The sequence below is a fragment of the Pseudonocardia sp. ICBG601 genome, from assembly GCF_020496245.1.
On sequence record NZ_JAHLJA010000153.1, the window covers coordinates 49,507 to 73,393 of the forward strand.

Annotated in this window: 20 protein-coding genes, 3 pseudogenes and 1 riboswitch; of the genes and pseudogenes, 7 read left to right on the forward strand and 16 right to left on the reverse strand. The window is 75.5% G+C overall.

The window, feature by feature from the left end; all coding sequences use genetic code 11:
* Nucleotides 1-257: 257 nt before the first annotated feature.
* Both KPL57_RS53625 and KPL57_RS53630 read right to left on the reverse strand, forming a co-directional pair.
* Nucleotides 258-995, reverse strand: a pseudogene (locus KPL57_RS53625) (hypothetical protein); the annotation flags it as partial.
* Entirely contained in the window at nt 992-2,452 is a 1,461-nt protein-coding gene (locus tag KPL57_RS53630; protein WP_226358079.1) for a hypothetical protein, read from the reverse strand. The gene KPL57_RS53630 and the pseudogene KPL57_RS53625, both read right to left, overlap by 4 nt.
* Before the next feature lie 146 nt (nt 2,453-2,598).
* On the opposite strand from KPL57_RS53630, the gene KPL57_RS53635 reads away from it, so the two are divergent.
* The gene (locus tag KPL57_RS53635) at nt 2,599-3,108 is read left to right on the forward strand and encodes a PepSY domain-containing protein (RefSeq protein WP_226358080.1); all 510 of its coding nucleotides are present in this window, start codon (nt 2,599-2,601) and stop codon (nt 3,106-3,108) included.
* A 235-nt stretch (nt 3,109-3,343) separates the two neighbouring features.
* Here KPL57_RS53635 and KPL57_RS53640 read toward each other — a convergent pair whose 3' ends face one another.
* The 7 genes from KPL57_RS53640 to mftF form a co-directional block, all read right to left on the reverse strand.
* On the reverse strand, nt 3,344-3,652 hold the full coding sequence (locus KPL57_RS53640) for a hypothetical protein (protein ID WP_226358081.1): 309 nt from the start codon (nt 3,650-3,652) through the stop codon (nt 3,344-3,346).
* Nucleotides 3,649-4,665: a P1 family peptidase gene (locus tag KPL57_RS53645; protein WP_226358082.1), complete on the reverse strand. Its 1,017-nt coding sequence runs from the start codon at nt 4,663-4,665 to the stop codon at nt 3,649-3,651. Before KPL57_RS53645 ends, KPL57_RS53640 begins: the two co-directional genes overlap by 4 nt.
* Nucleotides 4,666-4,741: 76 nt before the next feature.
* Nucleotides 4,742-5,461, reverse strand: a complete 720-nt coding sequence (locus KPL57_RS53650; RefSeq protein ID WP_226358083.1) for an SRPBCC family protein — start codon at nt 5,459-5,461, stop codon at nt 4,742-4,744.
* 84 nt (nt 5,462-5,545) lie between these two features.
* Complete coding sequence (locus tag KPL57_RS53655) at nt 5,546-6,397, reverse strand: xanthine dehydrogenase family protein subunit M (protein ID WP_226358084.1); 852 nt, start codon at nt 6,395-6,397, stop codon at nt 5,546-5,548.
* Nucleotides 6,321-8,876, reverse strand: a complete 2,556-nt coding sequence (locus KPL57_RS53660) for a xanthine dehydrogenase family protein molybdopterin-binding subunit (protein ID WP_226358085.1) — start codon at nt 8,874-8,876, stop codon at nt 6,321-6,323. The genes KPL57_RS53655 and KPL57_RS53660 overlap by 77 nt, the downstream gene beginning before the upstream one ends.
* Nucleotide 8,877: 1 nt before the next feature.
* Entirely contained in the window at nt 8,878-9,396 is a 519-nt protein-coding gene (locus KPL57_RS53665; RefSeq protein WP_020626510.1) for a (2Fe-2S)-binding protein, read from the reverse strand.
* Nucleotides 9,397-9,780: 384 nt separating this feature from the next.
* Nucleotides 9,781-11,274: a mycofactocin biosynthesis glycosyltransferase MftF gene (gene mftF / locus KPL57_RS53670; protein WP_226358086.1), complete on the reverse strand. Its 1,494-nt coding sequence runs from the start codon at nt 11,272-11,274 to the stop codon at nt 9,781-9,783.
* Nucleotides 11,275-11,371: 97 nt separating this feature from the next.
* Between mftF and KPL57_RS53675 the strand changes: the two genes are divergently transcribed.
* The gene (locus tag KPL57_RS53675; RefSeq protein WP_226358087.1) at nt 11,372-12,505 is read left to right on the forward strand and encodes an alkaline phosphatase family protein; all 1,134 of its coding nucleotides are present in this window, start codon (nt 11,372-11,374) and stop codon (nt 12,503-12,505) included.
* A 99-nt stretch (nt 12,506-12,604) separates the two neighbouring features.
* Here KPL57_RS53675 and mftE read toward each other — a convergent pair.
* The 6 genes and pseudogenes from mftE to mftA form a co-directional block, all read right to left on the reverse strand.
* Nucleotides 12,605-13,234, reverse strand: a pseudogene (gene mftE, locus KPL57_RS53680) (mycofactocin biosynthesis peptidyl-dipeptidase MftE); the annotation flags it as partial.
* Nucleotides 13,235-13,343: 109 nt separating this feature from the next.
* Entirely contained in the window at nt 13,344-14,342 is a 999-nt protein-coding gene (locus tag KPL57_RS53685) for an FAD-dependent oxidoreductase (protein WP_226358088.1), read from the reverse strand.
* Complete coding sequence (locus tag KPL57_RS53690; protein WP_226358089.1) at nt 14,291-17,890, reverse strand: NAD(P)-binding protein; 3,600 nt, start codon at nt 17,888-17,890, stop codon at nt 14,291-14,293. Before KPL57_RS53690 ends, KPL57_RS53685 begins: the two co-directional genes overlap by 52 nt.
* Before the next feature lie 59 nt (nt 17,891-17,949).
* Nucleotides 17,950-19,185, reverse strand: coding sequence for a mycofactocin radical SAM maturase (gene mftC / locus KPL57_RS53695; protein WP_020626287.1), 1,236 nt, complete (start codon nt 19,183-19,185; stop codon nt 17,950-17,952).
* 37 nt (nt 19,186-19,222) lie between these two features.
* The gene (gene mftB, locus KPL57_RS53700; RefSeq protein ID WP_043280690.1) at nt 19,223-19,534 is read right to left on the reverse strand and encodes a mycofactocin biosynthesis chaperone MftB; all 312 of its coding nucleotides are present in this window, start codon (nt 19,532-19,534) and stop codon (nt 19,223-19,225) included.
* Nucleotides 19,524-19,610 carry a mycofactocin precursor MftA gene (gene mftA / locus KPL57_RS53705; protein ID WP_060710386.1) on the reverse strand — a complete coding sequence of 29 codons (87 nt, stop codon included), beginning with the start codon at nt 19,608-19,610 and terminating at the stop codon, nt 19,524-19,526. The genes mftB and mftA overlap by 11 nt, the downstream gene beginning before the upstream one ends.
* A 158-nt stretch (nt 19,611-19,768) precedes the next feature.
* On the opposite strand from mftA, the pseudogene KPL57_RS73025 reads away from it, so the two are divergent.
* From KPL57_RS73025 to KPL57_RS53720, 3 genes and pseudogenes are all read left to right on the forward strand, one after another.
* A pseudogene (locus tag KPL57_RS73025) lies at nt 19,769-20,068 on the forward strand (DUF952 domain-containing protein); the annotation flags it as partial.
* A 559-nt stretch (nt 20,069-20,627) separates the two neighbouring features.
* On the forward strand, nt 20,628-20,876 hold the full coding sequence (locus tag KPL57_RS73030) for a GNAT family N-acetyltransferase (protein WP_374203919.1): 249 nt from the start codon (nt 20,628-20,630) through the stop codon (nt 20,874-20,876).
* A 99-nt stretch (nt 20,877-20,975) separates the two neighbouring features.
* Complete coding sequence (locus tag KPL57_RS53720; protein WP_226358090.1) at nt 20,976-22,553, forward strand: ABC transporter substrate-binding protein; 1,578 nt, start codon at nt 20,976-20,978, stop codon at nt 22,551-22,553.
* Between the two features lie 94 nt (nt 22,554-22,647).
* Here the strand turns inward: KPL57_RS53720 and KPL57_RS53725 are convergent, their stop codons facing one another.
* On the reverse strand, nt 22,648-23,010 hold the full coding sequence (locus KPL57_RS53725; RefSeq protein ID WP_149663414.1) for a four-helix bundle copper-binding protein: 363 nt from the start codon (nt 23,008-23,010) through the stop codon (nt 22,648-22,650).
* 15 nt (nt 23,011-23,025) lie between these two features.
* On the opposite strand from KPL57_RS53725, the gene KPL57_RS68160 reads away from it, so the two are divergent.
* Nucleotides 23,026-23,148, forward strand: coding sequence for a hypothetical protein (locus KPL57_RS68160; RefSeq protein WP_020621844.1), 123 nt, complete (start codon nt 23,026-23,028; stop codon nt 23,146-23,148).
* Between the two features lie 32 nt (nt 23,149-23,180).
* A complete protein-coding gene (locus KPL57_RS53730) occupies nt 23,181-23,567 on the forward strand; it encodes a hypothetical protein (protein WP_075333935.1) in 387 nt (128 codons plus the stop codon).
* 76 nt (nt 23,568-23,643) lie between these two features.
* Nucleotides 23,644-23,847: riboswitch (cobalamin riboswitch) on the forward strand.
* Nucleotides 23,848-23,887 lie beyond the last annotated feature (40 nt).

Below are 23,887 nucleotides of genomic sequence, written 5' to 3' on the forward strand. Positions count from 1 at the left end.
CCGGGCGAATTCGCTTACCCGGTAAGCGAATTCCTGCGGGGCACCCGTTCCGTCGAGGCCGTCGGGGTCATCGGCGCCGTCGAGGACACCGGCACGTTCGGCGCCACCGGCGCGTTCGGGGCCACCGGTGCCGTCGAAGGCAGCGGCCGGGCCGCCACCCCGGGCAGCGGGCGGGCGGACTCCGCCGGCCCGGACAGCCCGGCCGCGCCCTCCGCACCGGCGCCCGGCGGGTCGAACACTCCGTCGTGCTCGGTCACCAGGGTCCCGGCGGCGGTCGCGGCGGGCAGGACGTTCAGGGCCAGCAGCTCGTCGAAGGCCCGCTGGGCGGCGAGCTCCCGCACCTGCACCTGGTAGCGCGGCGTCGTCCGGTAGGCGCCCTCCGCCCCGACCGGCACGAGGAAGCCCTGGTCGGCGAGGAACCGCAGGGCCTTGCCGACGATCCCGCGGGTGGTGGACTCCCCGACCCGGCCGTCCTTGGTCGCGGTGGCCTCCGGACGGCGCTGCCAGACCCGCCAGACCTCCTCGAGCTGCGGGGCGTCGGACTCGGGGTCGGCGGGACCCGCGGCACGCTCGTTCAGTACCCGGCAGGCCTCGCGGACGGCACCGTCGACGAGCTCCACCGAGACCCGGCCGACGTAGGAGTCGTCGCCGAGGTCATCGGGGCGGGGGAAGGCCAGCGCGGCGACGGCGAGGTGCGCGATGCCGTGCAGGACCTTGTCCGCGCCGCGGTTGGCCAGGGCGGTGCGGCGGGCGTACTCGTCCATCCGGATCTCGAAGACCGAGCCCTCGGTCGCGGCGAGGACGATGCCCGGGCCGGTGTCGACGGCGAGCACGACCAGGCCGAGGCCGGAGGCGACGCGCTGCACGGTCGTGCGGAACTCGTCGTCCTCCCGGTAGCGGCGGACCAGGTCGGCGTAGTCGGGGTCGCGTCCGGGCAGCGCCTTGGGTCGCATGCCGTAACCGACCAGGCGGGCCGCGGTCTCGGTGTCACTCATGTCTGCGCCGTCCGTCGGTTCGTCTGTCCACCCAGCACACCGGCCCGCGCCAGCAGCAGGTCGGCGCCGCCGAACTCGGGGTCGTCGAGGACCGTCCCGTCGTCGACGGCGACCAGCACCGACGGGTCACCCTGGGTCCGGGCCGTGGCCACCGCCGTCCCGACGGCGTGCACCGCCCGCAGCGCGACCAGCTGCGGTAGGTCCGCCCCGGCGGCGCGGGCCGCCGCGAGCGCCGCGGACAGCCGCACCGGGTGCTCGATCTCGTCGGGCAGCACGGCGTCGGCGGCAGCCCACGTCTCCACCCCGAACCGCTCGCGCGGCTGCGGGGCGAGCTCCGGCTCGGGCACCTCGGCGCCGAACGGGTCCCGGTCGCTCGGCGGCGTCAGCAACGTCTCGACCAGCCCGCCCAGGCTCGGCACCGACGGGTTGCGCACACCGGCCCCGGCCGCGAAGTAGCCGGTCACCGGGTCGTGCGCCGCCTCGACGGTCAGCGCCAGCGACGGCCGCAGGAGCTGCCCGAACACGTCCACGGCGGCCCGCTTCGGCTTCCCGGAGAACTGCTGGCGATCCTGCTCGGCGCGGAACGCGGCCCCCGCCTCCTGCAACCGCGCCTGCAGCTGGGTGTGCCGCTGGATGCAGTCGTCGACGACGGTCACCAGCTCCGCGGCCTGCCGGCGGCGCCCCGGCTCGGTGGCCTCGTCGCGGGCGTCGGCGATGTTCGCCTTGATCATCGTCTCGGCGCGGTAGCGGGCCTCGATGTGCGTCAGCGCCTCGTCGAGCAGCTGCGGGACCGCGTCCAGCCAGTCCACCGACCGGACGTCGCGGCGGGTGGCCTCCAGCTTGCGCCGCAACGACTCCGCGTACTGCACGGTCCGGTAGCGGGCCTGCTCGGCCGCCAGCCGGGCGTCGCCGAGACGACCGCGGACGATCAGCGTCTCCAGCTTCGTCTCGGCCGCCTCCTGGGCCGACTCGACGTCGGTGTCGAGCGCCCCGACCAGCACGTTGATCGCCTCGTCCGAGGCACGCAGGTAGATCCCGCCGTCCGGGGCGGCGACCTCGACGAGCAGCTTGAAGTCGAACCGGCGACGCACGTAGCGCCCCTCGTCGTCGGTCGTGCCGTACTCCACGGCGAACCCGCGGTCGATCGACCCCACGTTGATCAGGTTGTCGATCACCCACTGTGCGACGCGGACGTACTCCGACCGCGGGGCCCCCGGCACCTGCGCGCCGACGAACGGCAGCAGCCGCCGGACGACCTCCGCGTGGTCCGCACCGTGGTCGAAGTCCATGGCCAGGGTGACCTGGTCGATCGCCTGCAGCCCGATCTCGGCCATCTGGTAGCCGGTCGCGTCCCAGTCGAGCCGCCCCTTGCGGGCGTCGAGGTCGTGCAGCGGCGCCGTGCAGGCCAGGGCCTTCAGCCGGCGCGCCACTCCCTCGTCCGGGCTGATGGTCGACACCCCGACGACTGTAGTTCGACCGCTCCGGGCCCTAACGCCGCCTTAGGGCTCACGCAGCGCGACCTTGGGGCCGACGACGGCACAGTTCCCACCGTCACCGGGTCGCACCGACCCGGACCAGCCGAAACCCCCGGAGGAAGATCATCGTGCGTACCCCGCTCACCGTCGCCGCCGTCGCCGCCACCGGCCTCCTGCTCGTCGGCGGGGGCACCGCCCTCGCATTCGGGGCGGGCGGTGCCCCCGACGAGCTCGCCGTCGTCCCGACCGGCGCCGCCATCGCGCGCACCGCCGACCTGCTGCCCCCGGAGCTGCCCCGCACCGACGCCTCCGCACCGACGACCGCCGCTCCTGCACCCGCCGCGCCCGCGGTCGACCGCGCCGCCGCCGAGCGTGCCGCCCTGGCCGCCGCGGGCGGGGGCCGTGTCACGAAGGTCGAGTTCGACAGCGACGACCGGGACGACCGCGACGACGACCGCGACGACGGCGACGACGACCGGGACCACTGGGAGGTCGAGGTCCTGAACGGCACCATCGAGCACGACATCGACATCGACGCCGCCACCGGCCAGGTCCTCGACCACGACCGCGACGACCAGGCCGACGACCGGGACGATCACCGCGACGACCACCGGAACGACGACCGCGACGACGACTGACCCGGCCGCACCCGGCGCGCGACCGCTGTCCCGACCGCACCCGGCGCGACGCCGCCGTCCCGACCGCGCCCGGCCCGGCCCGGCGCGGCGCGGCACGGCACGGCACAGCACGGCACAGCACGGCACAGCACGGCACGGCACGGCACAGCACGGCACGGCACGGCACGGCGCGGCGCGGCGCCGCCGTCCCGACCGCACCGCAGGCCGGGGCGGCGGCGTCCGACGGCCGGGCCGGTCAGTCCCGGCCCGCGCTCCCGTCGGCCGCGGCCAGCACGGTCGCCCGCAGCAGCTCCCGCTCCCCGGACGGGGCGACGGCGTCGAGCAGCTCGTCGAGGGTGTGGCACAGCGTGTAGTGGCCGCTGAGGAACGACACGGTCCAGCCGTCGCCGAACGCGCGCACGTCCACGCCCCGCACCACGTCGTTCACCGCCCGGGCCGCGGCCCGCCGCCGGGGCAGCCCCACCAGACGCACCGCGTCCGGGTCCGGCGCGGGCGGCGGGCGCGGCGCACGCGGGCGTCCCAGCCACGGGTTCGGCGCGCTCACCGACCCGCCACGAGCGACGAGTACGACGGCCGGTCCGGCGCCGCCTCCGCCGCGATCAGGGCGTGCGCCACGGCCCGCGCCGTCACCTCCGCCGCGGCCGCCTGCAACGCGAACACCCCGGTCGCGTCCGGCGCGGACCGCGTTCCCGTGGCCAGCGCGAACGCGCAGTCGCCGTCGCGGATCGTGTGCACCGGGGAGATCGACCGGGCCAGGCCGTCGTGCGCCATCGTGGCCAGCCGGGTGCAGCCGACCTTGTCCAGGGCGGCGTCGGTGCCGACGACGACCAACGTCGTCGCCGTCCCCAGCGGGTTCACGTGCCCCGCGTACAGCTCCGTGAGCCGCTCCGGCGGGGCGAGGGCCGGAGCCACCCCGACGGTGAACTCGCCGGGAAGACCGTGCCGGGCGCCGTACACCGCACCGGTGGCCGGGTCCGCCGCCGCACCGGCCGAGTTGAGCACGACCAGGGCCGCGACCGTCGTCCCGGCGGCGGAGCCCTCGGTCAGTACCGCCGACGCCGAGCCGACGCCGCCGCGCAGCCCACCGGACACCGCGCCGGCGCCCGCCCCGACCGAGCCCTGGACGACCGGCCCGGCGTGCGCGTCGTCGTAGGCGGCCGCGCCGGTGTCGGCGGTCGGGCGGACACGGGCGTCGCCACCGCGGCCGAGGTCGAACACCACCGCGGCCGGCACGATCGGCACGACGGCGCCGGGCACGGGGAAGCCCTCGCCGTCGCGCTCCAGCCGGGCCATCACCCCGGAGGCGGCGTCGAGACCGAACGCGCTGCCCCCGGACAGGGTGACGGCGTGCACCCGCTGGACCGTCGCGACCGGGTCGAGCAGGTCGGTCTCCCGGGTTCCGGGCGCGGCGCCGCGCACGTCGACACCCGCGCTCGTGCCGCCCGGCGGAGCCAGCACCACCGTCGTCCCGCTGCGGGCGCCCGGCCCGCTCACCGCCGCGTGCCCGACCCGCAGGCCCTCGACGTCGGTCAGCCCGTTCCGCTCACCCGCTCGCACCGCACCATCCTGCCCCGCAACGCCACGGGCCGGCACCGCGGAACGCGGTACCGGCCCGGAAGAACCTGCGGGGGACTCAGCCCTTCGAGTCGCCGCGCAGGCGCTTGACCAGCACGAACAGCAGCACGAGCGCACCGATGCCGCCCAGCACGGGCGCGAGGCGCTTGAGCACCGGGGCACCCGCCGAGTCGAGCAGGTCGATGGCCTCGACCGGGCTGCTCTGCGGCTGGTAGGTGCGCTTCACCGGCGTCGGAGCGGCCTGCTCACCCGGAGCCGGCGGGACCGCCGGGATCGGGCTGGTCTCGTCGGCCGCGTGCTTCGGGCCGGCACCGTTGGACGACGCCCCGCCGGGCCCGGTCAGCTTGTCCGCGACGCAGCTCGAGAACTGGCCGATGATCTTGTCGGCGACGTCGGAGATGACACCCCGGCCGAACTGCGCCGGGCGGCCGGTGACGGTCATGTCGGTGACCATCGTGACCGAGGTCTTGTCCGGGCCGTCGGCGACCATCGTGCCGGTCACGATGGCCTTGGCCGTGCCGTTGCCGCGGGCGTCGCGGCCGGACGCGTCGATGACGACCTTGTGGTTGGCGTCGTCCCGCTCGATGTAGGTGCCCTTGCCCTTGTAAGTGAGCGAGATCGGGCCGAGCTTGACCTTGACGGTGCCCTGGAACGAGTCGCCCTCGTACTCGGTGAGGGTCGCCCCGGGGAAGCACGGCGCGATGAGCTCCGGGGCGTTGAGCGCCTTCCAGGCGTCCTCGATCGGCGCGGCGATCGTGAACTTGTTCTCCAGCTGCATGTGTCTTCCAAGCCTCCTCGAACGAACACCGGCGCCGGTCCGGGAACCCGGAACCGGCGCCGGCGTCGGCGTGCTTCTGGTTCGTCAGCCGGCGGCGGCCAGCACCGCACGACCGGTGAGCACCTTCGCCAGGTGCTCACGGTAGTCGGCGGCGGCGTCGGCGTCACTCGGAGCGGAGGTGCCCTCCAGGGCGTGTTCCGCCGCGGCCTTCGCGACGTCCGGACCGGCGGACTTGCCCACCAGGGCCTGCTCCACACCGGTCGCCCGGATCGGCGTGCTGCCCATGTTGGTGAGTCCGACGCGGGCCTCGGTGATGGTCCCGCCGTCCACCTTCAGCGCGACGGCGACGGCCACCATCGACCACGCCTGGGCGACCCGGTTGAACTTCTCGTAGTGGCTCTTCCAGCCGGTGTACTTCGGGAACCGGATCATGGTGAGGATCTCGCCCTCGCCGATCGCGGTCGTGAAGTAGTCCTGGAAGAAGTCCGCCGCGGTCACCAGGCGGGTGCCACCGGCACCCAGGATGACGAACTCGGCGTCCAGCGCCAGGGCGGCCGCGCCCAGGTCACCGGCCGGGTCGGCGTGCGCGAGCGCGCCGCCCAGGGTGCCGCGGTGGCGGACCTGCGGGTCGGCGACGGTCTCGGTCGCCCGGGCGATGAGCTCGACGTGCTTGTTCACCAGGTCGTTGCGCATGACCTCGTGGTGGGTGGCCATCGCGCCGACCATGACGTACTGGTCGTCCTCGCCGATCCGCTTGAGCTCGGGGATGCCCCCGAGGTCGATGATCGTGCTCGGCGCGGCCATCCGCAGACGCAGCACCGGCAGCAGGCTCTGGCCGCCGGCGAGGATCTTGGCGTCCTCACCGGCGGACTGCAGGGCCGTCACGGCCTCCTCGACCGAGGAGGGCCGGACGTAGTCGAACTTGGCCGGGATCACTGGACCTCTCCCTTGGGGTTGTTCGGGTCGATGGAGCCGAGGCCGGCGCCGGGGGAGTGGGTGTCGCTCGGGGTCTCCTGCGGGCTCTGCCCTTGGCGACCTGCAGGGCGCGCCACACGCGCTGCGAGGTGGTCGGCATCTCGATCTCGTCGACGCCGAGGTGCCGCACCGCGTCCAGCACACCGTTGAGGATCGCCGGGGTCGAGGCGATGGTGCCCGCCTCGCCGACGCCCTTCACGCCGAGCGGGTTGCTCGTCGCCGGGGTGGAGACCGTCTCGGTGGTGAAGCTCGGCAGGTCCGCCGCCGACGGGATCGTGTAGTCGACGAACGTGGCGTTGACCAGGGTGCCCTGGTCGTCGTAGTTCGCCTCCTCGAACAGCGCCTGCGCGATGCCCTGGGCAAGACCGCCGTGCACCTGGCCCTCGACGATCAGCGGGTTGATGACGTTGCCGATGTCGTCGACGCAGACGTACTTGCGCAGGTTCACCCGGCCGGTGTCGGTGTCGACCTCGATCGCGGCCAGGTGGGTGCCGTGCGGGTAGGAGAAGTTCTCCGGGTCGAAGACGGCGTCGGAGTCCAGCGACGGCTCCATGCCCTCCGGGTAGTCGTGCGCCATGAACGCGGCGAACGCGATCTCCTGGATGGCCTTGCCCTTGTCGGTGCCGCGGACGGTGAACTGGCCGTTCGCGAACTCGATGTCGTCCTCGGAGGCCTCGAGCAGGTGCGCGGCGATCTTCGTCGCCTTCTCGATCACCTTGTCCGCGGCGTTGACGATGGCGACACCGCCGACGACCAGCGAGCGCGAGCCGTAGGTGTCGAGGCCCTTCGGCGCCACCTGGGTGTCGCCGTGCAGGATCTCGACGTCCTCGAACGCGACGCCCAGCTTGTCCGCGACGATCTGCGAGAACGCCGTCTCGTGGCCCTGGCCGTGGGCGGAGGCACCGGTGGTGACCTCGACCTTGCCGGTGGCGAGCATCCGGATGCTGGCGGCCTCCCAGCCGCCGGCGCCGTAGTCCAGCGAGCCGAGCACGCGGGACGGGGCGAGACCGCACATCTCGGTGAAGGTCGAGATGCCGATGCCCAGCTGGACCGGGTCACCGGACTTGCGGCGCTCCTCCTGCTCACGGCGCAGACCGGCGTAGTCGAACAGGTCCATCGCGCGCTGCGTGGCCTGCTCGTAGTTGCCGGTGTCGTAGGTCAGGCCCACGACGGTCGTGAAGGGGAACTCCTCGTGCTTGATCCAGTTCTGCTCGCGCAGCTCCATCGGGTCGCGGCCGAGCTCGACGGCCAGCTCGTCGAGCATGCGCTCGACGGCGAAGGTCGCCTCGGGACGGCCGGCGCCGCGGTAGGCGTCGGTCAGCGTCTTGTTGGTGAAGACGTTGGAGCAGGTGAACTTCAGCGCGGGGATCTTGTAGATGGCGTTGAACATGAACGCGCCGAGGATCGGCACACCCGGCCCGACCAGGCCCAGGTAGGCGCCCATGTCGGCGTAGAGGTGGACGTCGAACCCGGTGATGGTGCCGTCCTTCTTGGCGGTCATCACGAGGTCCTGGATCTGGTCCCGGGCGTGGTGCGCGGTGAGCATGCACTCGCTGCGGGTCTCGGTCCACTTGACCGGCTTGCCCAGCTTCTGCGCCAGCAGGACGCAGAGCATCTCCTCGGGCAGCACACCGATCTTGCCGCCGAAACCGCCGCCCACGTCGGGGGCGATGACGCGCAGCTTGGACTCCGGCACCCCGAGGGTCACCGTGGTCATGGTGCGCAGGATGTGCGGCACCTGGGTCGCAGCCCAGATCGTCAGCTGCTCGCCGGTCGGGTCCACGACGCAGGAGCGAGGCTCCATGAACGCGGGGATCAGGCGCTGCTGACGGAAGCGGCGACGGACGACGACGGAGTCGCTGTCGGCCTCGGCGGCCTTGATGGCCTCGGCCACGTCGGCACCGGTGCCGGCCGCGGCGGAGTCGAACACCCAGGTCGCGGAGACGTTGGTGCCGAGGTCCGGGTGGACCAGCTCGGCGCCGTCCTGCGCGGCGGCCTCCATGTCGAGGACCGGCTCGAGCGGCTCGTAGTCGACCTCGACGAGCTCGGCGGCGTCGCGCGCGGCGGCGGCCGACCGGGCGACGACGACGGCGACGCCCTCACCGGAGAAGTTGACGCGGCCGACGGCGAGCACCGGGCGCTGCGGGGCCTTCTGGTCCGGGGTGATCGGCCACGCGCAGGGCATGCCGACCTCCTCCGCACCGAGGTCGGCCGCGGTGTAGACGCCGAACACACCCGGGGCCTTCTCGGCCTCGGACTTGTCGATCGAGGTGATGGTCGCCCGCGCGATCGTCGAGCGGACGACGGCGATGTGGACGGTGCCCGGAGGGGTGATGGAGTCGGTGTAGCGGGACCGGCCGGTGATGAGGCGCTGGTCCTCCTTGCGGACCCGGGCCTTGCCGATCTCGCCGGTCGTGGTGGGTTCGGCGGTCGTCGTCACGTCAGTTACCTCCCGCGACCGGGGCGGCCTGGCCGGAGGGCGCAGCGGCGACTCCCGGCTTCATGTTCTTCGCCGCGGTCTGCACGGCGCGCACGATGTTCTGGTAGCCCGTGCAGCGGCAGAGGTTGCCCTCGATGCCCTCGCGGACCTCCTGCTCGGACGGGTCGGGGTTGTCCCCGAGCAGGTCCACCGCAGCCATGATCATTCCCGGCGTGCAGTACCCGCACTGCAGGCCGTGACACTCGCGGAAGGCCTCCTGCACCGGGTGCAGCTGACCGTCGCGGGCGAGGCCCTCGATGGTGGTGACCTCGGCGCCGTCGGCCTGGACCGCGAGCACCGAACAGGACTTCACGCTCTGTCCATTGAGATGAACCGTGCAGGCACCGCAGTTGCTGGTGTCGCAGCCGATCAGCGTCCCCGTCTTGCCCAGCGTCTCCCTCAGGTACTGCGCGAGCAACATGCGGGGCTCGACGTCGTCGGCGTAGTTCACGCCGTCGACGGTGACCCGGACCTCTGTCATGAACTCTCACTCCTCGTACGCGACCACGCACGCTCCGAAGCGCGGGGGTCTGACCGGGGACTCCGTCCGAGGAACGCCGTTCGCCGTCGCCTGACTCGCGACCACGCCGGCGCGCCCGGAAAAGTTGCCGCACGTCTCGTGTGGCGGCGCCCACATCACACTCCCGATCTTCCTGGGGTGCAAGGAGCCCGGAGCGGGCGGAGCGGAGGTCGGATGGCGTGTCGCCGACGTCACGGCGACAGCCTGTCGTGCGCAACCGCAGGCGCGGAGAACGCAGGCGAGAGCCGCCCGCAGAAACGGATCCGTGACGCAACACGAATCACCCGTTCAGACCAGCCCGGACGGAGTGGTTCCACGTCGCAGGTCAGGGAAGCCTAACCTGTGTCAGCGTCGGGCGCCAGGGCCGGCCGGACGCAGCGGGGCGGCGGTCCGGTGCTCGACCGCCCCCCACCACAGACCCGCCCCGTAGGCGAGGTCGTCGAGCCGGTGCGCCAGCAGGTGCAGCAGCGGTCCGGTGCGGACCCTCGGGTCACGGTCGCGGTGACGCCACCAGTCGGCCAGCCCCTCCGCCAGCGCCGCCACGACGACCGCGCGGCGGGCCCGGCGCGACACCAGGCAGCCGAGGGCGGCGACCGGCCAGAAGTGCCGGGTCAGCGCCGACGCCGTCTGCCACAGCGCCCCGGCCAGGCCGAGCGCGGTGAGCAGCGCCGCACCGCGCCGCGGCCGCGCGAGCCGAGGCAGTGCGCGGGACAGCCGTTCGGTCGCGACGCCGGTGACGACGGCGGCGAGCGCCGTCGCCCACCGCCGCTGGACGAGCAGGAGCAGGCAGACCGCCGCCGTCCACGGCGACAGGATCAGCGGCGGGACCGCGCCGGGGTGCCTGCGCGCCAGCGGCGCCGCCCCGGTGCCGTAGAACGCCTTGCGCCGCAACCACTCACCGGGGTGCGTGCGGTGGTCGTGGGCGACGCGGGAGACGGGCTCGAAGCGCATCGCCCAGCCGGCGTCGTGCAGGCGCAGGACGAGGTCGACGTCCTCCGCGACGTGCATCCGCGGGTCGAACGCGACCGGGCCGACCGCCGACACCCGCACGAGCATCGCCGCACTCGGCACGTAGGCGACCCGGGACCGCGGCACGACCAGTGCCGGGTCGGGGCCCAGGTCCAGCGACGACCGCACCGCCTCGTAGCGCCCGACGGCCCCGCGCAGCCCACCGCCCCGCTCCGGGTCCAGCGCCACGATCCGCGGTGCGACGAGGCCGACCGCGGGGTCGGCGAGGTGGGCGAGCAGTGGGGGCAGCCAGCCGGGTTCGGGGACGACGTCGGAGTCGAGGAACACCACGAACGGGGTGGTCGCGGCGGCCAGGCCGGCGTTGCGGGCGGCTGCCGGGCCGCGCGGGGTGGCGTGCCGCAGCACGGTCCCCCCGGCCCGATCGACGGCGCGGCGCAGCGGTGCCGGGTCGGCGGACCCGTCGTCGACGACGATCGGGCCGGCCACCCCGGTCCCGGCCAGCGCGGCGAGGAGCCGGTCCAGCGGGCGGTCCTTCACCGGGACGACGACGGTCACCTCGGCCGCGGTGACCCCGGCCGGTGCGTCGGTGAGGGGGTGGGCGAGCCCGGCGTCGAGCAGGGTGCGGGCCAGGGACCGCTCGGTGGGGCCGGTGACGACCAGCGGGCGCCCGGGGGCGGGCAGCAGCGCGCGGGCCCGCGCGGACAGGTGCACCAGCCGGGGCGGGGCGCCGCCGAGCAGGGCCGCCCCGCCGTCGAGCCGTCGGGTGCGCCGGTCGAGCACGACCCGGAAGCCGTCCGGGAGCCTGCGGTCCGCCGGGCCGGCCGGTTCCCCGGTGGACGGGCGGTCGGGGTCGGTCCGGGCGACGGTCACCTGCGGGAGCCTTCCATCCCCGGGCGTGGCCGGTCGACACCCGCACCTGCCCGATCGGCGTGGTCCGCCCGGGCCCGGCCGGGGCAGACTCCCGGACATGTCCGAGGTCCTCCCCCGCTACGGCTCGGCGACGCTGGCCGACGTCCTGCCCACCCTGACGCACGCGATCGGCGCCCCGCTCGACCAGCGGCCGCCCGCGTTCGTGCTGCCGCAGGCCCGGGCCGCGGTGCTGCTGCTGGTCGACGGCCTCGGCCACGAGCTGCTGCGCGCCCACGCCGACGACGCGCCGGTGCTGGCCGGGCTCGCCGACGCCGGGCCGCTGACCGTCGGCTTCCCCTCGACGACGCCGATCAGCCTGACCTCGCTCGGCACCGGGCTGCCCCCGGGCGCGCACGGCACCCTGGGCCTGCGGTTCCGCGTCGACGGGGAGCTGCTCGACGCGCTGGGCTGGTCCTCGGGTCGCCGAGACCTGCGGACGACGCTCGTCCCGGAGCGGGTGCAGCCGGAGCCGACGGTGCTGGAGCGCGCCGCGGCGGCGGGCGTCGCGGTGCGGTCGGTGTCACCGCTGGAGTTCCGGACGTCCGGGCTGACCCGGTCCGGGCTGCGCGGCGGCGAGTACCGCGGGGTCGCCGCGCTCGGCGACCTGGCCGTCGAGATCCTCGCCGGCGTCGAGGGGCCGGGGCCCCGGCTGGTCTACGGCTACCACGCCGACCTCGACAAGGTCGGCCACCTGTACGGCCCCGGGACGCCTGCGTGGCGCTGGCAGCTGCGCCAGGTCGACGCGCTGCTCGGGATGCTCCTGGCCGAGCTGCCCGCGGGCACGCTGCTGGCCGTCACCGGCGACCACGGCATGGTGACCGTCGACCGGACCGTCGACGCCGACACCACCCCGGCGCTGACCGACGGAGTGGCGCTGCTCGGCGGGGACCCGCGCGCCCGGCACGTCTACACCGGACCCGGTGCGACGGCCGACGTGCTCGCCGCCTGGCGGGCCGTGCTCGGCGACGACGCGTCCGTCGTCACCCGGGAGGAGGCGGTGGCCCGGGGCTGGTTCGGCCCGGTCGCCGACCGGGTGCTCGACCGGATCGGCGACGTCGTCGTCGCGATGCACGGGATGGCGGCGGTGGTCCGGACCGAGGCCGAGCCGTTCCTGTCGACGTTCCCCGGTCAGCACGGCTCGTTCACCACCGCCGAGCAGCTCGTGCCCCTGCTGGTGCACGCCGCGGGGTGACCCCTCGCTACGCCCGCGGCGGGCGGAGACGCCGGTGCCGGGATCGGGGTCCCAGGCGGTGACGGCCGCCGACGCCGTCGCCGTGATCGCCGCGAGCAGGCGCCGGCCCTCCTCGGCCGACGCCCCGGCCGGGTCGCCGAGCACGCCGTTCGGGCTGACCGCGGCGATCCCCCCGGCCCGCAGCTCCGCGATGACCTCGCGCAGCGGCCGGGTGTCGCCCATCTCGGCGCGGTCGGCGCGGACCGTCCCGGGGTGCAGGTGGGTGAGCAGCGAGGTCTCGTAGCGCCCGGCGTGGGCGTCCAGCGGTACGCCGGGGACGTCGGCGAGGCAGGACAGCCAGCCGGCGTCGCGGCCCTCGTGGCGCAGCAGGGTCACCGCGGACCGCAGCGCGGCGACGTTGCCGCCGTGCCCGTTGAGCAGCACCAGCCTCGACGCCCACCGGCACGCCGAGCGGCCGTACTCGACGAGCACAGTGCGCAGTGCGTCCTCCCCGATCGACACGGTGCCGGGGAAGCCCTCGTGCTCGCCCGCGGCGCCGTAGGGCAGCGCGGGGGCGAGGACCAGTCCCGGGTCGGCGTCGTGCAGCGCCGCGGCGACCGCCGAGGCGACGGCGGTGTCGGTGCCCAGCGGCAGGTGCGGGCCGTGCTGCTCGGTGGAGCCGACCGGCACGAGCACCGTGTACGCCGCGGCCGGGTCGAGGTCGGGCCAGGTGAGATCCGCGAGCAGCACGGTCCCAGCCTGCCCGTCGGGTCCCGGTCCGGTGCGGCGCGGTCGCCGCGAGGAGGACTACGCCACCCGGCAGCCCGGAGGCCGCTCGGCCGGCGCGCCGGGGCGGTGGTCACGGCGCGACAGCAGGGACCGGAGCCGAATGCAGGTCGAGCAGCGTCCCCTCGCGGATCGCGGCGTCGAACCGGCGCGGGGCCAGGGCGTCGCCGATGCGGTGCACCGGCCACGGTCCGTCGGCCAGTGCGGTCCAGAGGCGGGTGGCGGGGACGGTGGCCGTCGCGGCAACGACGGCGCCGACCTCGCGACGCTCGGTGCGACCGGTCGGGTGGTGCAGCAGCTCCACGGTGCAGCCCGGTCCTCCTGCGCAGCCCGGCCCCCCTGCGCTCTGCTCACCCCTGCGCAGCACCCCGAGCACGGCCCGGTCGGTGCTGCAGCGGATCCCGGCGGCGTGCGCGCGGCGGCGGAACCCCTCGCGGTCCAGGGTGAGCCCGAGGTCCTGCCCGACGACCAGCGCCGGGGTGACGATCTCGACGGCGTGCCCGCGGGCGGCGAGCAGCTCGGCGACCGAGGTGGCCTGGTGGAACCCGAGCTCGTCGACGACGAGCACCGGGCCCGCAGGCAGGCGAACCCCGGCCAGCACGTCGTCCGCGGCGGCGGTCAGCCGCTCGGGGTCCCACGGCGGGGTGGCGGGCACCGACCCGGTGGCGACGACGACCGCCGCGGGGTCCAGCTCGTCGACGAGACCGCGGTCGACGGTCGTGCCGTACCGGACCTCGACCCCGGCCGTGTGCACCTCGCGCAGCAGGTCGGCGACGACGTGGCCGAGCTCGGCCCGCCCGGGCGCCGTCGCCGCGAGGGCGAGCCGCCCACCGGGGGTGCCCGCGCGTTCGGCGAGCAGCACCCGGTGCCCACGTCCGGCGAGCGAGGCGGCCGCGGCGAGCCCGGCGGGCCCGGCCCCGACGACGAGCACCCGCCCCGGTCCGGGGTCGGCGGACCGGGCGATCGGGACGAGCCGCTCGCGTCCCGCGGCCGGGTTGACCGCGCAGCCCAGCGGCAGGTTCAGCCCGACCCGGCCGATGCAGTCCTGGTTGCACCCGACGCAGCGGCGCACCGGGCGCCCGGTGAGAGCCTTGGTCGCGAAGCCGGGTCGGCGATCTGCCCGCGGGCGACGCCGACGAGGTCGCACTCGCCGCGCGCGAGGGCCGCGGCGGCCTGCTCGGGTGTGGTGAACCGGCCGACCCCGATCACCGGGAGGTGCACCCCGGCTGCCCGGACGGTGCGGCGCAGGGTCGCGGCGAGGTGCCCGGCGTAACCCGGCGGGGTGTGCATGGAGGGCTCGATGAGGTGCAGCGTCGAGGTGGCGACCCCGATCGAGGTGTTGAGGTGGTCGACCTGCCCGGTCGCGGCGAGCCGGCGGGCGAGGTCGGCGCCGTCGGCGGGGGTGATGCCGCCCTCGATGCGCTCGTCGACGCCGATCCGCAGGCCCAGCACCGGGCCCGGGCCGATCGCGGCGCGGACGGCGGCGACGACGTCGAGCACCACCTTCGCCCGGGCGCGGCCCCAGGCGTCGGTGCGGTGGTTGGTGGCCGGGGAGAGGAACAACCGCAGCAGAGAGGCGTGCGAGCACTGGAGCTCGACGCCGTCGAACCCGCCGGCGACGCAGCGCGCGGCGACGTCGGCGAACGCGGCGACGATCTCCCCGATCCCGGCGGCGTCGAGCTCGGCGGGGACCTCCCGGAACATCGGGTCGGGCAGCGCCGACGGCCCGACGACGGCCGCACGCGAGTACATCCCCGACCCTTGCGCACCGTTGTGGTTGAGCTGGGCGAGCACGAGCGCGCCGTGGGCGTGCACCGCGTCGGTGAGGGCGCGGTAGCCGGGCAGCACGGACGGGTCGTGACCGCGGATCAGCCGCTCGTACGGACGGTCCGACGGGTGGACGGCGTGCTCCTCGGTGATCACCAGTCCGGCGCCGCCCGCGGCGCGGGCCGCGTAGTAGGCGGTGTGCCGGTCGGTCGGCATGCCGCCCTCGGCGAAGCCGGTGAGGTGGGCGGTGAAGACGATCCGGTTGCGCAGCGTGGTGGGGCCGAGGCGCAGGGGGTCGCCGAGCCGGGGCCGCGGGATCTCCCCGTCCGCGGACTCCTGCGCCGCGGCCGTGTCACGTGCCCCGGCGCGGGCGGTGACGCCCGCCGTCGCGTCCGCCTCTGCGTCTGCCTCCGCCTCCGCCTCCGCCTCCGCGAGAGCGAACGCGGCCCGCCGCCCCTCCCGCACCGCCTCGGCGAGCGTCCGCGGCGCGACCCGGTCCCCCGCGAGGTGACAGCCGGGCAGCGCCGGGAGCGCATCCTGCGGCAGCCGCGGTCCGCAGTCGACGACAGCCGCGCACGGCACGGTCGTCACCGCAGCGGTGTGGACGTCCACCAGCTCAGCGACCCCGCCGCGCACCGCTCCCGGCCGGGTGAACAACGCCCGCCGGACACCGGCCCGTTCCAGCCGCGCGTTCGCCGCGGCCATGTCCCCGCAACGGCCGAGCTGGTGCCCGGCGACGGCGTCCGGGGTGGACAGCACCACCCGGTACCCGGCTCCGGCGAGCAGCTCCGCGACCCCCGGCCCGGTCCAGTCCCCGAGCGGGTCGACGACGAGCACCGGTGCGTTCCGCGGAACACGCGCGGAGGCGAGCACCGCGACGACCGCGTTACGGTGCCCGCCATGGAGGTCGTCGGCATTCTGCTCTACCTGGTCCTGGCGTTCGCGTTCTTCTACGTCCTCTACCACGTGGTCCGCCGCGCGGTCCGCGACGGGATCGCCGACGCCCGCACGCCCGCCGACTCCCGCATGCACGGGGACACCCGTATCCACGGGGACACCACGCCCGGCACCGGCCGCGACGACACCGGCTGACCGCGCCACCCCGCCGCAGAGCTCCGCCGCGGCGAGCACCGGGACGTCCGCGTCGACCACCGGTGGCGACGACCGGGATCCGGTCGCGAGCACCACCGCCACACCCCGCTCCCGGGCGGCGGCGAGCGTCGCGGCGTCCACCTCGGACCCCAGCCGGACGTCGACGCCGAGCCGGTCGAGCTCCGCGGCCCACCACGGCGCCGCGAGCGCGAGCCGGTCCCGGCCGGGCAGCACCGCTGCCGCGGGCAGCAGGCCGCCGAGCCGGTCGGCGCGCTCGTGCAGCGTGACCGGATGTCCGCGCAGTGCCAGCGTCCGGGCCGCTTCGAGCCCCGCGGGCCCTCCTCCGACGACGAGCACCGCCCGCCGGGGTGCCGTGCCGCGTTCCGCGGAACGCACCCGTCGACCGGCGACGCCCTCCGGGGCGCGTTCCGCGGAACGCTCCGGTAGCCCGGTGCCCCCTTCCGGACCGCGTTCCGCGGAACGCGCCCGAGGACCGGCGGCCCCCTCCGGGGCGCGTTCCGCGGAACGCGGCGGGACCGTGTGCGGCTCCGGGTCCGGGTCGGTCCGTTCGTGCCCCGACCGGGGCTCCAGCTCGTCGCCGACCACCGGGTTGCGCGGGTCCCGGGCCGCGGCGAGGGAGTTGGTGAGCAGGCACGGCCGGATCCGCTCCGGTGTCCCGGCCCGGGCCAGCGCGACGAGCCGCGGGTCCGCGATCTGCGCTCTCGTCATCTCGACGATATCGGCGTCGCCGCTGCTCAGCACCTCCTCGGCGAGGGCTGGGGTGGCGACGCTGCCGGCCAGGACGACCGTCGTCGCCCCGGCGATGGCGCGCCGCAGCCCGCCGCACCGGCCCCGGAGGAACGCCTCGGGCGTGTGCAGGTCCGGCCGGGTCGCGGCGACCGACAGCGCGCTCCCGACGACCGGGACGAGCAGGTCCACCCGGTCGGCGACGGCCCGGGCGAGGGCGAGGCCGTCGTCACCGGTGACGCCGGCCCAGGGCGCGAGCTCGTCCACGCACAGCCGCACCGCCAGCAGGGGGTCCGGTCCGATCGCGGCCCGCACGGCGTCGAGGATCTCGCGCAGCAGCAGGGCACGGTCGCGGCCGTACGCGTCGTCGCGGTGGTTGGTCAGGCCGGAGCAGAACTGGCGCAGCAGCGAGTGCTGTCCGGCGGAGATCTCCACACCGTCCACACCGCTGTCCACAGCCGCGCGGGCCGCATCGGCGAAGCCGCGGACCACCGCGTCGATCTCCGCGACCCGCATCGCGACCGGGACCTCGCGGGACACGACGTCGGGCACCGACGAGGGCGCCCACAGCGGGTGCCCGGAGTGCGCGGAGCTGCCCTGCCCACCGGCGTGCGCGAGCCCGGCGAGCACGAGCGTCCCGTGCGGCCGGCACGCCGCGACGACCGCCGCCCACCCCTCCGCGGCGGGCACCCGCGCGCCGTCCCGGTCGCCGAGATGCAGCTCAGCGGGCCCGAAAGATCCACGACTCCCGCTGAGCTGCAGCTCGACGCACGCCGCCGCGTCAGCGCCGGGCCGTGCAGCAGGGCCGGACCGTGCAGCAGGGCCCTGCGGCGCGGCGGCAGGGAAGGCGGCGGGGGCGTAAGCGTAGGGATGATCCGAGGCGTGCACCGACGCCGGCTCGGTCACGACGATCCCGGCGCCCCCCGCGGCCCGGGCGGCGTAGTAGGCGACGTGCCGGTCGGTGATCTCCCGGGCCGCGTTCCCGAGGTTGGTCTCGTGCGGCCCGAACAGCACACGCGAGGGGGCCCGCCGACCACGCAGGTCGACGGGCCCCGTCAGCAGCAGGTCCGTGGTCAGCGGGTCGCGACCGGCTGCGCCGCGGGCACGGCGTCCGGCGCGAACCCGGCGAGCGGGTTCTCGTCGCAGGCCCGGTCCGGCCGGCGCGGCGGCGGGGCGAGCGAGAGCATCGTCGGCTGCTTCGGCGCACGGGAGTTGCGCGGCGCGGAGCGCGAGTGGTCCACGTCGGACTTCGGGATCACCGCGTCGGAGGAGCGCGCGGCCAGCATCGCCTCGCCGTAGCCCTGCACGCACTCCGGGTCCGGGCCGTCGAGCGGCAGTCCGGTGAAGAACTTCGCCGCCATGCAGCCGCCCTGGCAGGAGTCGTAGTGCGAGCACGACGCGCAGGCCCCACCGGTCTGCGGCTGGCGCAGCTCGGTGAACAGCTCGGAGTGCTCCCACACCTCCTTGAAGCCGCCCTCGTCGCGGACGTTGCCCGCCAGGAAGTTCTCGTGGATCGCGAACGGGCAGGCGTAGACGTCGCCCACCGGGTCGATCAGGCAGACCACCCGGCCGGCGCCGCACAGGTTCAGCCCGGGCAGGGCCTCGCCGTAGGCCGACAGGTGGAAGAACGAGTCACCGGTCAGGACCTGGTCGCCGTTCGCTACCAGCCAGTCGTAGAGCTGCTTCTGCTGGGCCTGGGTCGGGTGCAGCTCGTCCCAGACGTCGGCACCGCGGCCGGACGGGCGGAGCCGGGTGATGCGCAGCTGGGCGCCGTACTTGTCGGCGATGGCCTTGAACTCGTCGAGCTGGTCGACGTTCTCCCGGGTCATCACGACCGAGATCTTGGGGTGCTTGAAGCCCGCCTCGGCGAGGTTCTCCAGCGCGGTGATCGCGGTGTCGAACGAGCCGGGGCCGCGCACGTAGTCGTTGACCTCGGCCGTCGCGCCGTCCATCGAGATCTGGATGTCGACGTAGTCGGTCGCGGCGAGCTGCGCGGCACGTGCCTTGTCGAGCTTGACGCCGTTGGTGGAGAACTTGACGCCGACGTCGTGGGCGATGGCGTAGTCCAGCAGCTCCCAGAAGTCCGGGCGCACGGTCGGCTCGCCGCCACCGATGTTGATGTAGAAGACCTGCATGCGCTGCAGCTCGTCGATGACGGCCTTGGCCTCGGCCGTGCTCAGCTCCCGCGGGTCGCGACGCCCCGAGCTGGACAGGCAGTGCACGCACGCGAGGTTGCACGCGTAGGTGAGCTCCCAGGTCAGGCAGATGGGCGAGTTCAGGCCGTACTGGAAGTGGTCGACCAGCTTCACGGGCACCTCACTGTGGTGGTCGGCGGGGCGGGCGGGACTAGCGGGCGACGATCGTGCGGGACTTCAGCAGTCCGGCGAGGGCACGCAGGTAGGCGTCGTGCTGCGCCTCGGGGACGTCGGCGGCCACGACGGCCGACCGGGCGTCCGGCTGGTTCTCCAGGTCGCGCACGACCGAGACCAGCTGGGGCGTCTTGAGGAAGGACAGCTTGCGGGTCACGAAGTCGTACACCAGGGCGCCGAAGGGCTCCGGACGCAGCGAGACGCTCTCGCTGAGCCGGTACGGTGCCGCGGGGTCGAAAGCCCCCGCGGCACCGTCCGGAACCGTGGTGTCGAGGGGCTTAGTAGACACCGCACATGCCGTCGATGGAGACCTCCTCGACGAGGGTCTCCTCGGTCAGGGCGTCCTCGTTCTGGTGCTCACTCATGCGCAACCTCCGCTGGATCCGACTCTCGGCGAGAGAGGTGGTGAACCGCCCCGCCGGCCGGCGGTGGCAGCGGATCGGACGCTATTGGCACCCGGTGCCGGAAATCAATACTCGACATCCACGCCCGTCCGTTCGGACGGGCGGGCAGGCTGTCTCCCATGACGGTCGGGACGGTCCTGCTGCACCTCTGCACCCCCGGTGAGTGGCGGAGGTGGCTCGACACCGGAGCCGTGGCTCCCCCCTCCCTCGACGAGGTCGGGTTCGTGCACCTGTCGACGCCCGACCAGGTCGCCCTGCCCGCGCAGCGCCTGTTCGCGGGCCGGTCGGACCTGGTCCTGCTCGTCCTCGACCCGGCCCGGATCGACGGCGCCGGGATCGACGTCCGGCGGGAGCCGGGCGTGCCGACCGACCCGGCGTCGATGCGGTTCCCGCACGCCTACGGGGCGGTGCCGGCGTCGGCGGTGCTGATGGTGCTGCCCTACCGGCCCGGCCCGGACGGCTTCTCCGCACCGGAGGTCCCCGAACCCGGCGCGGCGGCGCGGGCGATGGGGTTCGAGCCGTCGATGCTGCGCCGCGGCGCGAGCGCGGAGGAGCCCGTGACCGGCGGCGTCGCGGTCCGGACCGACGCCTGGCCGGTGTCGCGGATGCACAACCGGCTGCTGCTCGACCGCCCGGACCGGACCGATCCGGCCACCGTGCTCGCCGAGGCCGACCGGGCGCTCACCGCGCACGGCCTGCACCCGAACGCGCTGCTGTGGGGACCGGGCGCGGATGAGCTGGCCGACGGTCTGCGCGCCGCCGGGTGGTCGGTCGCGGCGAACGAGGCCATGACCGCCCCCCACCACGACCGGCGCGACCCGGACACGGCGACGGTCACCGAGCTGGACCACCACGAGCTCCGCGGGTTCCGGCGCGCCTCCTGGGCCCGACGACCTCGACCAGCTGGTCGACCGCGACACCGGCGACGACCGGGTGCTGGCCCTGCACCGCCTCGCCGTCGTCGTCGACGACCGGGTGGTGGCGGCCGCGACGCTGCGCCGCGACGGTGCGACGGCCTGGCTCGACGCCCTGGAGACCGACCGGGCCCACCGCGGCCGGGGGCACGGCCGGGCGCTGCTGGCCCGCTCCCGCGAGCTCGCCGCCGAGCACGGCTGCGACCTGCTCGCACTGGGCGCCGACGTCGACGACTGGCCGCGGGACTGGTACCGGCGCAGCGGGTTCACTCCGGTCGGCACCCACCTCGAGGCCGCCGCCCCGCGCCGGTGACCCCTCCGGGTCTGGCACGCCCTGTCCTGAGCCCGCCCGGCACCCGCGGAGATCCCTCCCGGCCGCCTCGGCCGTGACCGCACCGGGCACCCTGTGGTCGTGCAGTTGAGCCGTCGATCGTTCCTGCGGGCCGCCGGTGCGACCGCGGCGCTGGCGGGGATTCCGGCGCTGGCCGCGTGCGGGGCCCCGGCCGACACCACCGCCCCTCGGCTGGTGGCCGCGTTCGCCGGTGACGGCCCGCTCGGCGTCCCGGACCCGCACGTGGTGTGGCGGCCGGTGGACCGGGCGCGGGCGGCGGCCGTCGCGGACACGCTGCTGGTCTGGGACCAGGACATGACCCAACGGCCGCACCTGGCCGCGTCGGCGGCGCCGGACCGGACGGGGACGAGATGGCGGATCCGGCTGCGCGACGCCCCCGCCCACGACGGGCGCCCGCTGACCTCGGCCGACGTGCTGGCGTCGCTGCGCCGGATCACCGATCCCGCCACCGGGGCGACGGCGGCACCGCTGCTGGCCGGGCTCGACCTCGCCGCCAGCCGGGCGGTCTCGGCGTCGGAGGTGGAGCTGGTGCTCGGTGCCCCGGACTTCCTGTTCGGCCTCGTCCTGGGCGCGCCGGGCACCGGCATCGTGCGCGACGGCCGCGGCACCCCGCCGGTGGGCACCGGCGCGTTCCGCTGGCTGCCCGGGTCCCCGGACGCGCTCTACCGGCACGACGGCCACTGGCTGGGCGCTGCGCGCTCGCCCGCCGTGGAGTTCGTGGTGGACGACGACGAGGAGAACCGCTACCAGTCCCTCGTGGACGGTCACGTGCACTGGGCACACGACCTGTTCCCGCACAGCGCGCGCCGGCTGCTCGGGCGGGTCGGCACGACGGTGGTGTCCGCGCCGGGCTCGGCGACCCGCTTCCTCGACGTCGGCCCGGCCGGGTCGTCCCCCGGCACCGGTACGGCAGGCGGCACGACCGCCGGGGCGTCCGGCGACGTGCTCGGCGATCCCCGGCTGGCCGAGGCGGTCCGGCTCGGCATCGACCGGACCGAGCTCGTCCGCGAGGTGCTGCTCGACCTCGCCGAGCCGGGCGACGACCTGTTCGGCCCGGGCCTGGCGTATCACCCGGCCGGGTTCGCGCCGGTGGAGCGCGACGTCGCCCGCGCGCGGGAGCTCGTCGCGGCGGCGGGCGCGGACCGGCTGGAGGTGCCGCTGCTGTTCGACCCGTTCGACCCGATGTCGCGCCCGGCCGCCGACACCGTCGTGGAACAGCTCGCCGAGATCGGGCTGACCTGCACGCCACGCGAGCCGGACCCGCCCGACGCCGCCCCGACCCCGGGCATCCGGTTCCGCCGGGCCGCGGCGACCCCGCTCCCGCTGTACCTGCGCGCGGCCGCGGGCCCGGACCCCGCCGACGACGCCCCGCCCGTCGCGACCGCGGGCGAGGACGACGCACCGGCCGCGGCGGGACGGGCCGACGTGGGTGCCCTGCTCGCCACCGCGCGCGGGGTGCCGGACGAGGCACGCCGGGTCGAGGCCCTGCGACGCGCCCAGCTCCTGCTGCGCGACCGCTCGACCGTCTGGTCCTCGGGCGACGAGCACGTCGGCGTGTCCGCCGACCTGACCGGCGTCGAGCCCGCCCGGCCGGACACCGCCACCTGGGCCCGGTTCCACCGGCTGCGGATGGGGTGACCCGCTGCGGGCGGGGCTCCGAACCGCTCCCGGCCGCAGGACGGGCCGTGCCGCAGCCGGGTCACGGCAGGGCCACGGCACCGCCCGCCGGGCCTCAGGCGCCGGCGTGCTCGCGCAGCAGCGCCGCCGTCTCGCGGGTGACCTCGGCGTGCAGCCGACAGTGCTCGTGGTGGTCGGCGTGGGCGCCGCAGGCCGCGGCGGACGCCTCGCAGGCCAGCGCGGCGGCCGAGGCGGCGGCCTCGCCGACGGCCTTGTCCCCGGTGCGGCGGCCGAGCACGGCCGCGGCGGCGGTGCAGAGGTCGGCGGCGTCGAGCGCCAGCAGGACCTCGGTCTCCATCCCGCCGGAGGCGACCATCGCCGAGGCGCAGGCGGTGCTAGCGCGGGCGGCGTCGTGCAGCTTCTCGACGACGGCGGCCGGGGTGGTGACGCCGGCGGCGTCCAGGACGTGGTGGCTCACGGGATCTCCCTCTCGATGGTGGAACGGTCGGCGGCGGAGTACCCCACGGCGGGCCCTGCCTACCCGCCGCGCCTCGTCGACCACGACCGTCCGCCGGGCCGGTGCCGCCGGACACCCGTCGTCGCCGTGATCACCTGAACAGTTCGTCAGGTGTCACGTAGGGTCGGGGCGTGTCCGCCCTCCCCGCCGTCACCGCCTGCCGGGGGTGCTGCTGCGGCTCCGGCCGCAAGCACCCCGGCCTCGACCGCGACCACCACGACCGGCTGCTCGACCGGCTGACCGACGGCCTGGCCGGGCACGCCCGGCTGCGCACCAGCGAGTGCCTGGGCCCGTGCGCGGACTCCGACGTCCTGGTGGTCGCCCCGGCGCCCGGGGCCCGCCGGGCGGGCGCCCGGCCGGTCTGGCTCCGTGCGGTCCTGGACGCCGCGACCACGGACGCGGTCGCGGCCTGGGTGCGCGCCGGCGGGCCGGGACTCGCCGCCGTCCCGCCAGCACTCGCGGGGCACGTGTTCACCCCCGGCCCCCGGGCGACGGCCGAGGGGCGGGCGGCGGGCTGACCCCGGACCGCCGGTCACCGAGGGGGGTTGCATCCGCACCGATGGGGGGGATGGAGTAGCTCCGCCCACAAGATGTAGTGTCCAGACCACTGGTGGTTCACCGGCCCGCCCGGGCCGGTGAGGCAAGAGGGAACCCGGTGGGAATCCGGGACTGCCCCGCAGCGGTGAACGGGAACGACCGCCGTCAACAGCACTGGGAGTGATCCCGGGAAGCGACGGCCAGTAGGTGTGAGCAGTGCGCCCGTGAGTCCGAAGACCTGCCACCGGTGCGCGTACCGACCGGTGCGCGCTGCTCCGGGCCTCGTGGGACGGCACCAGGG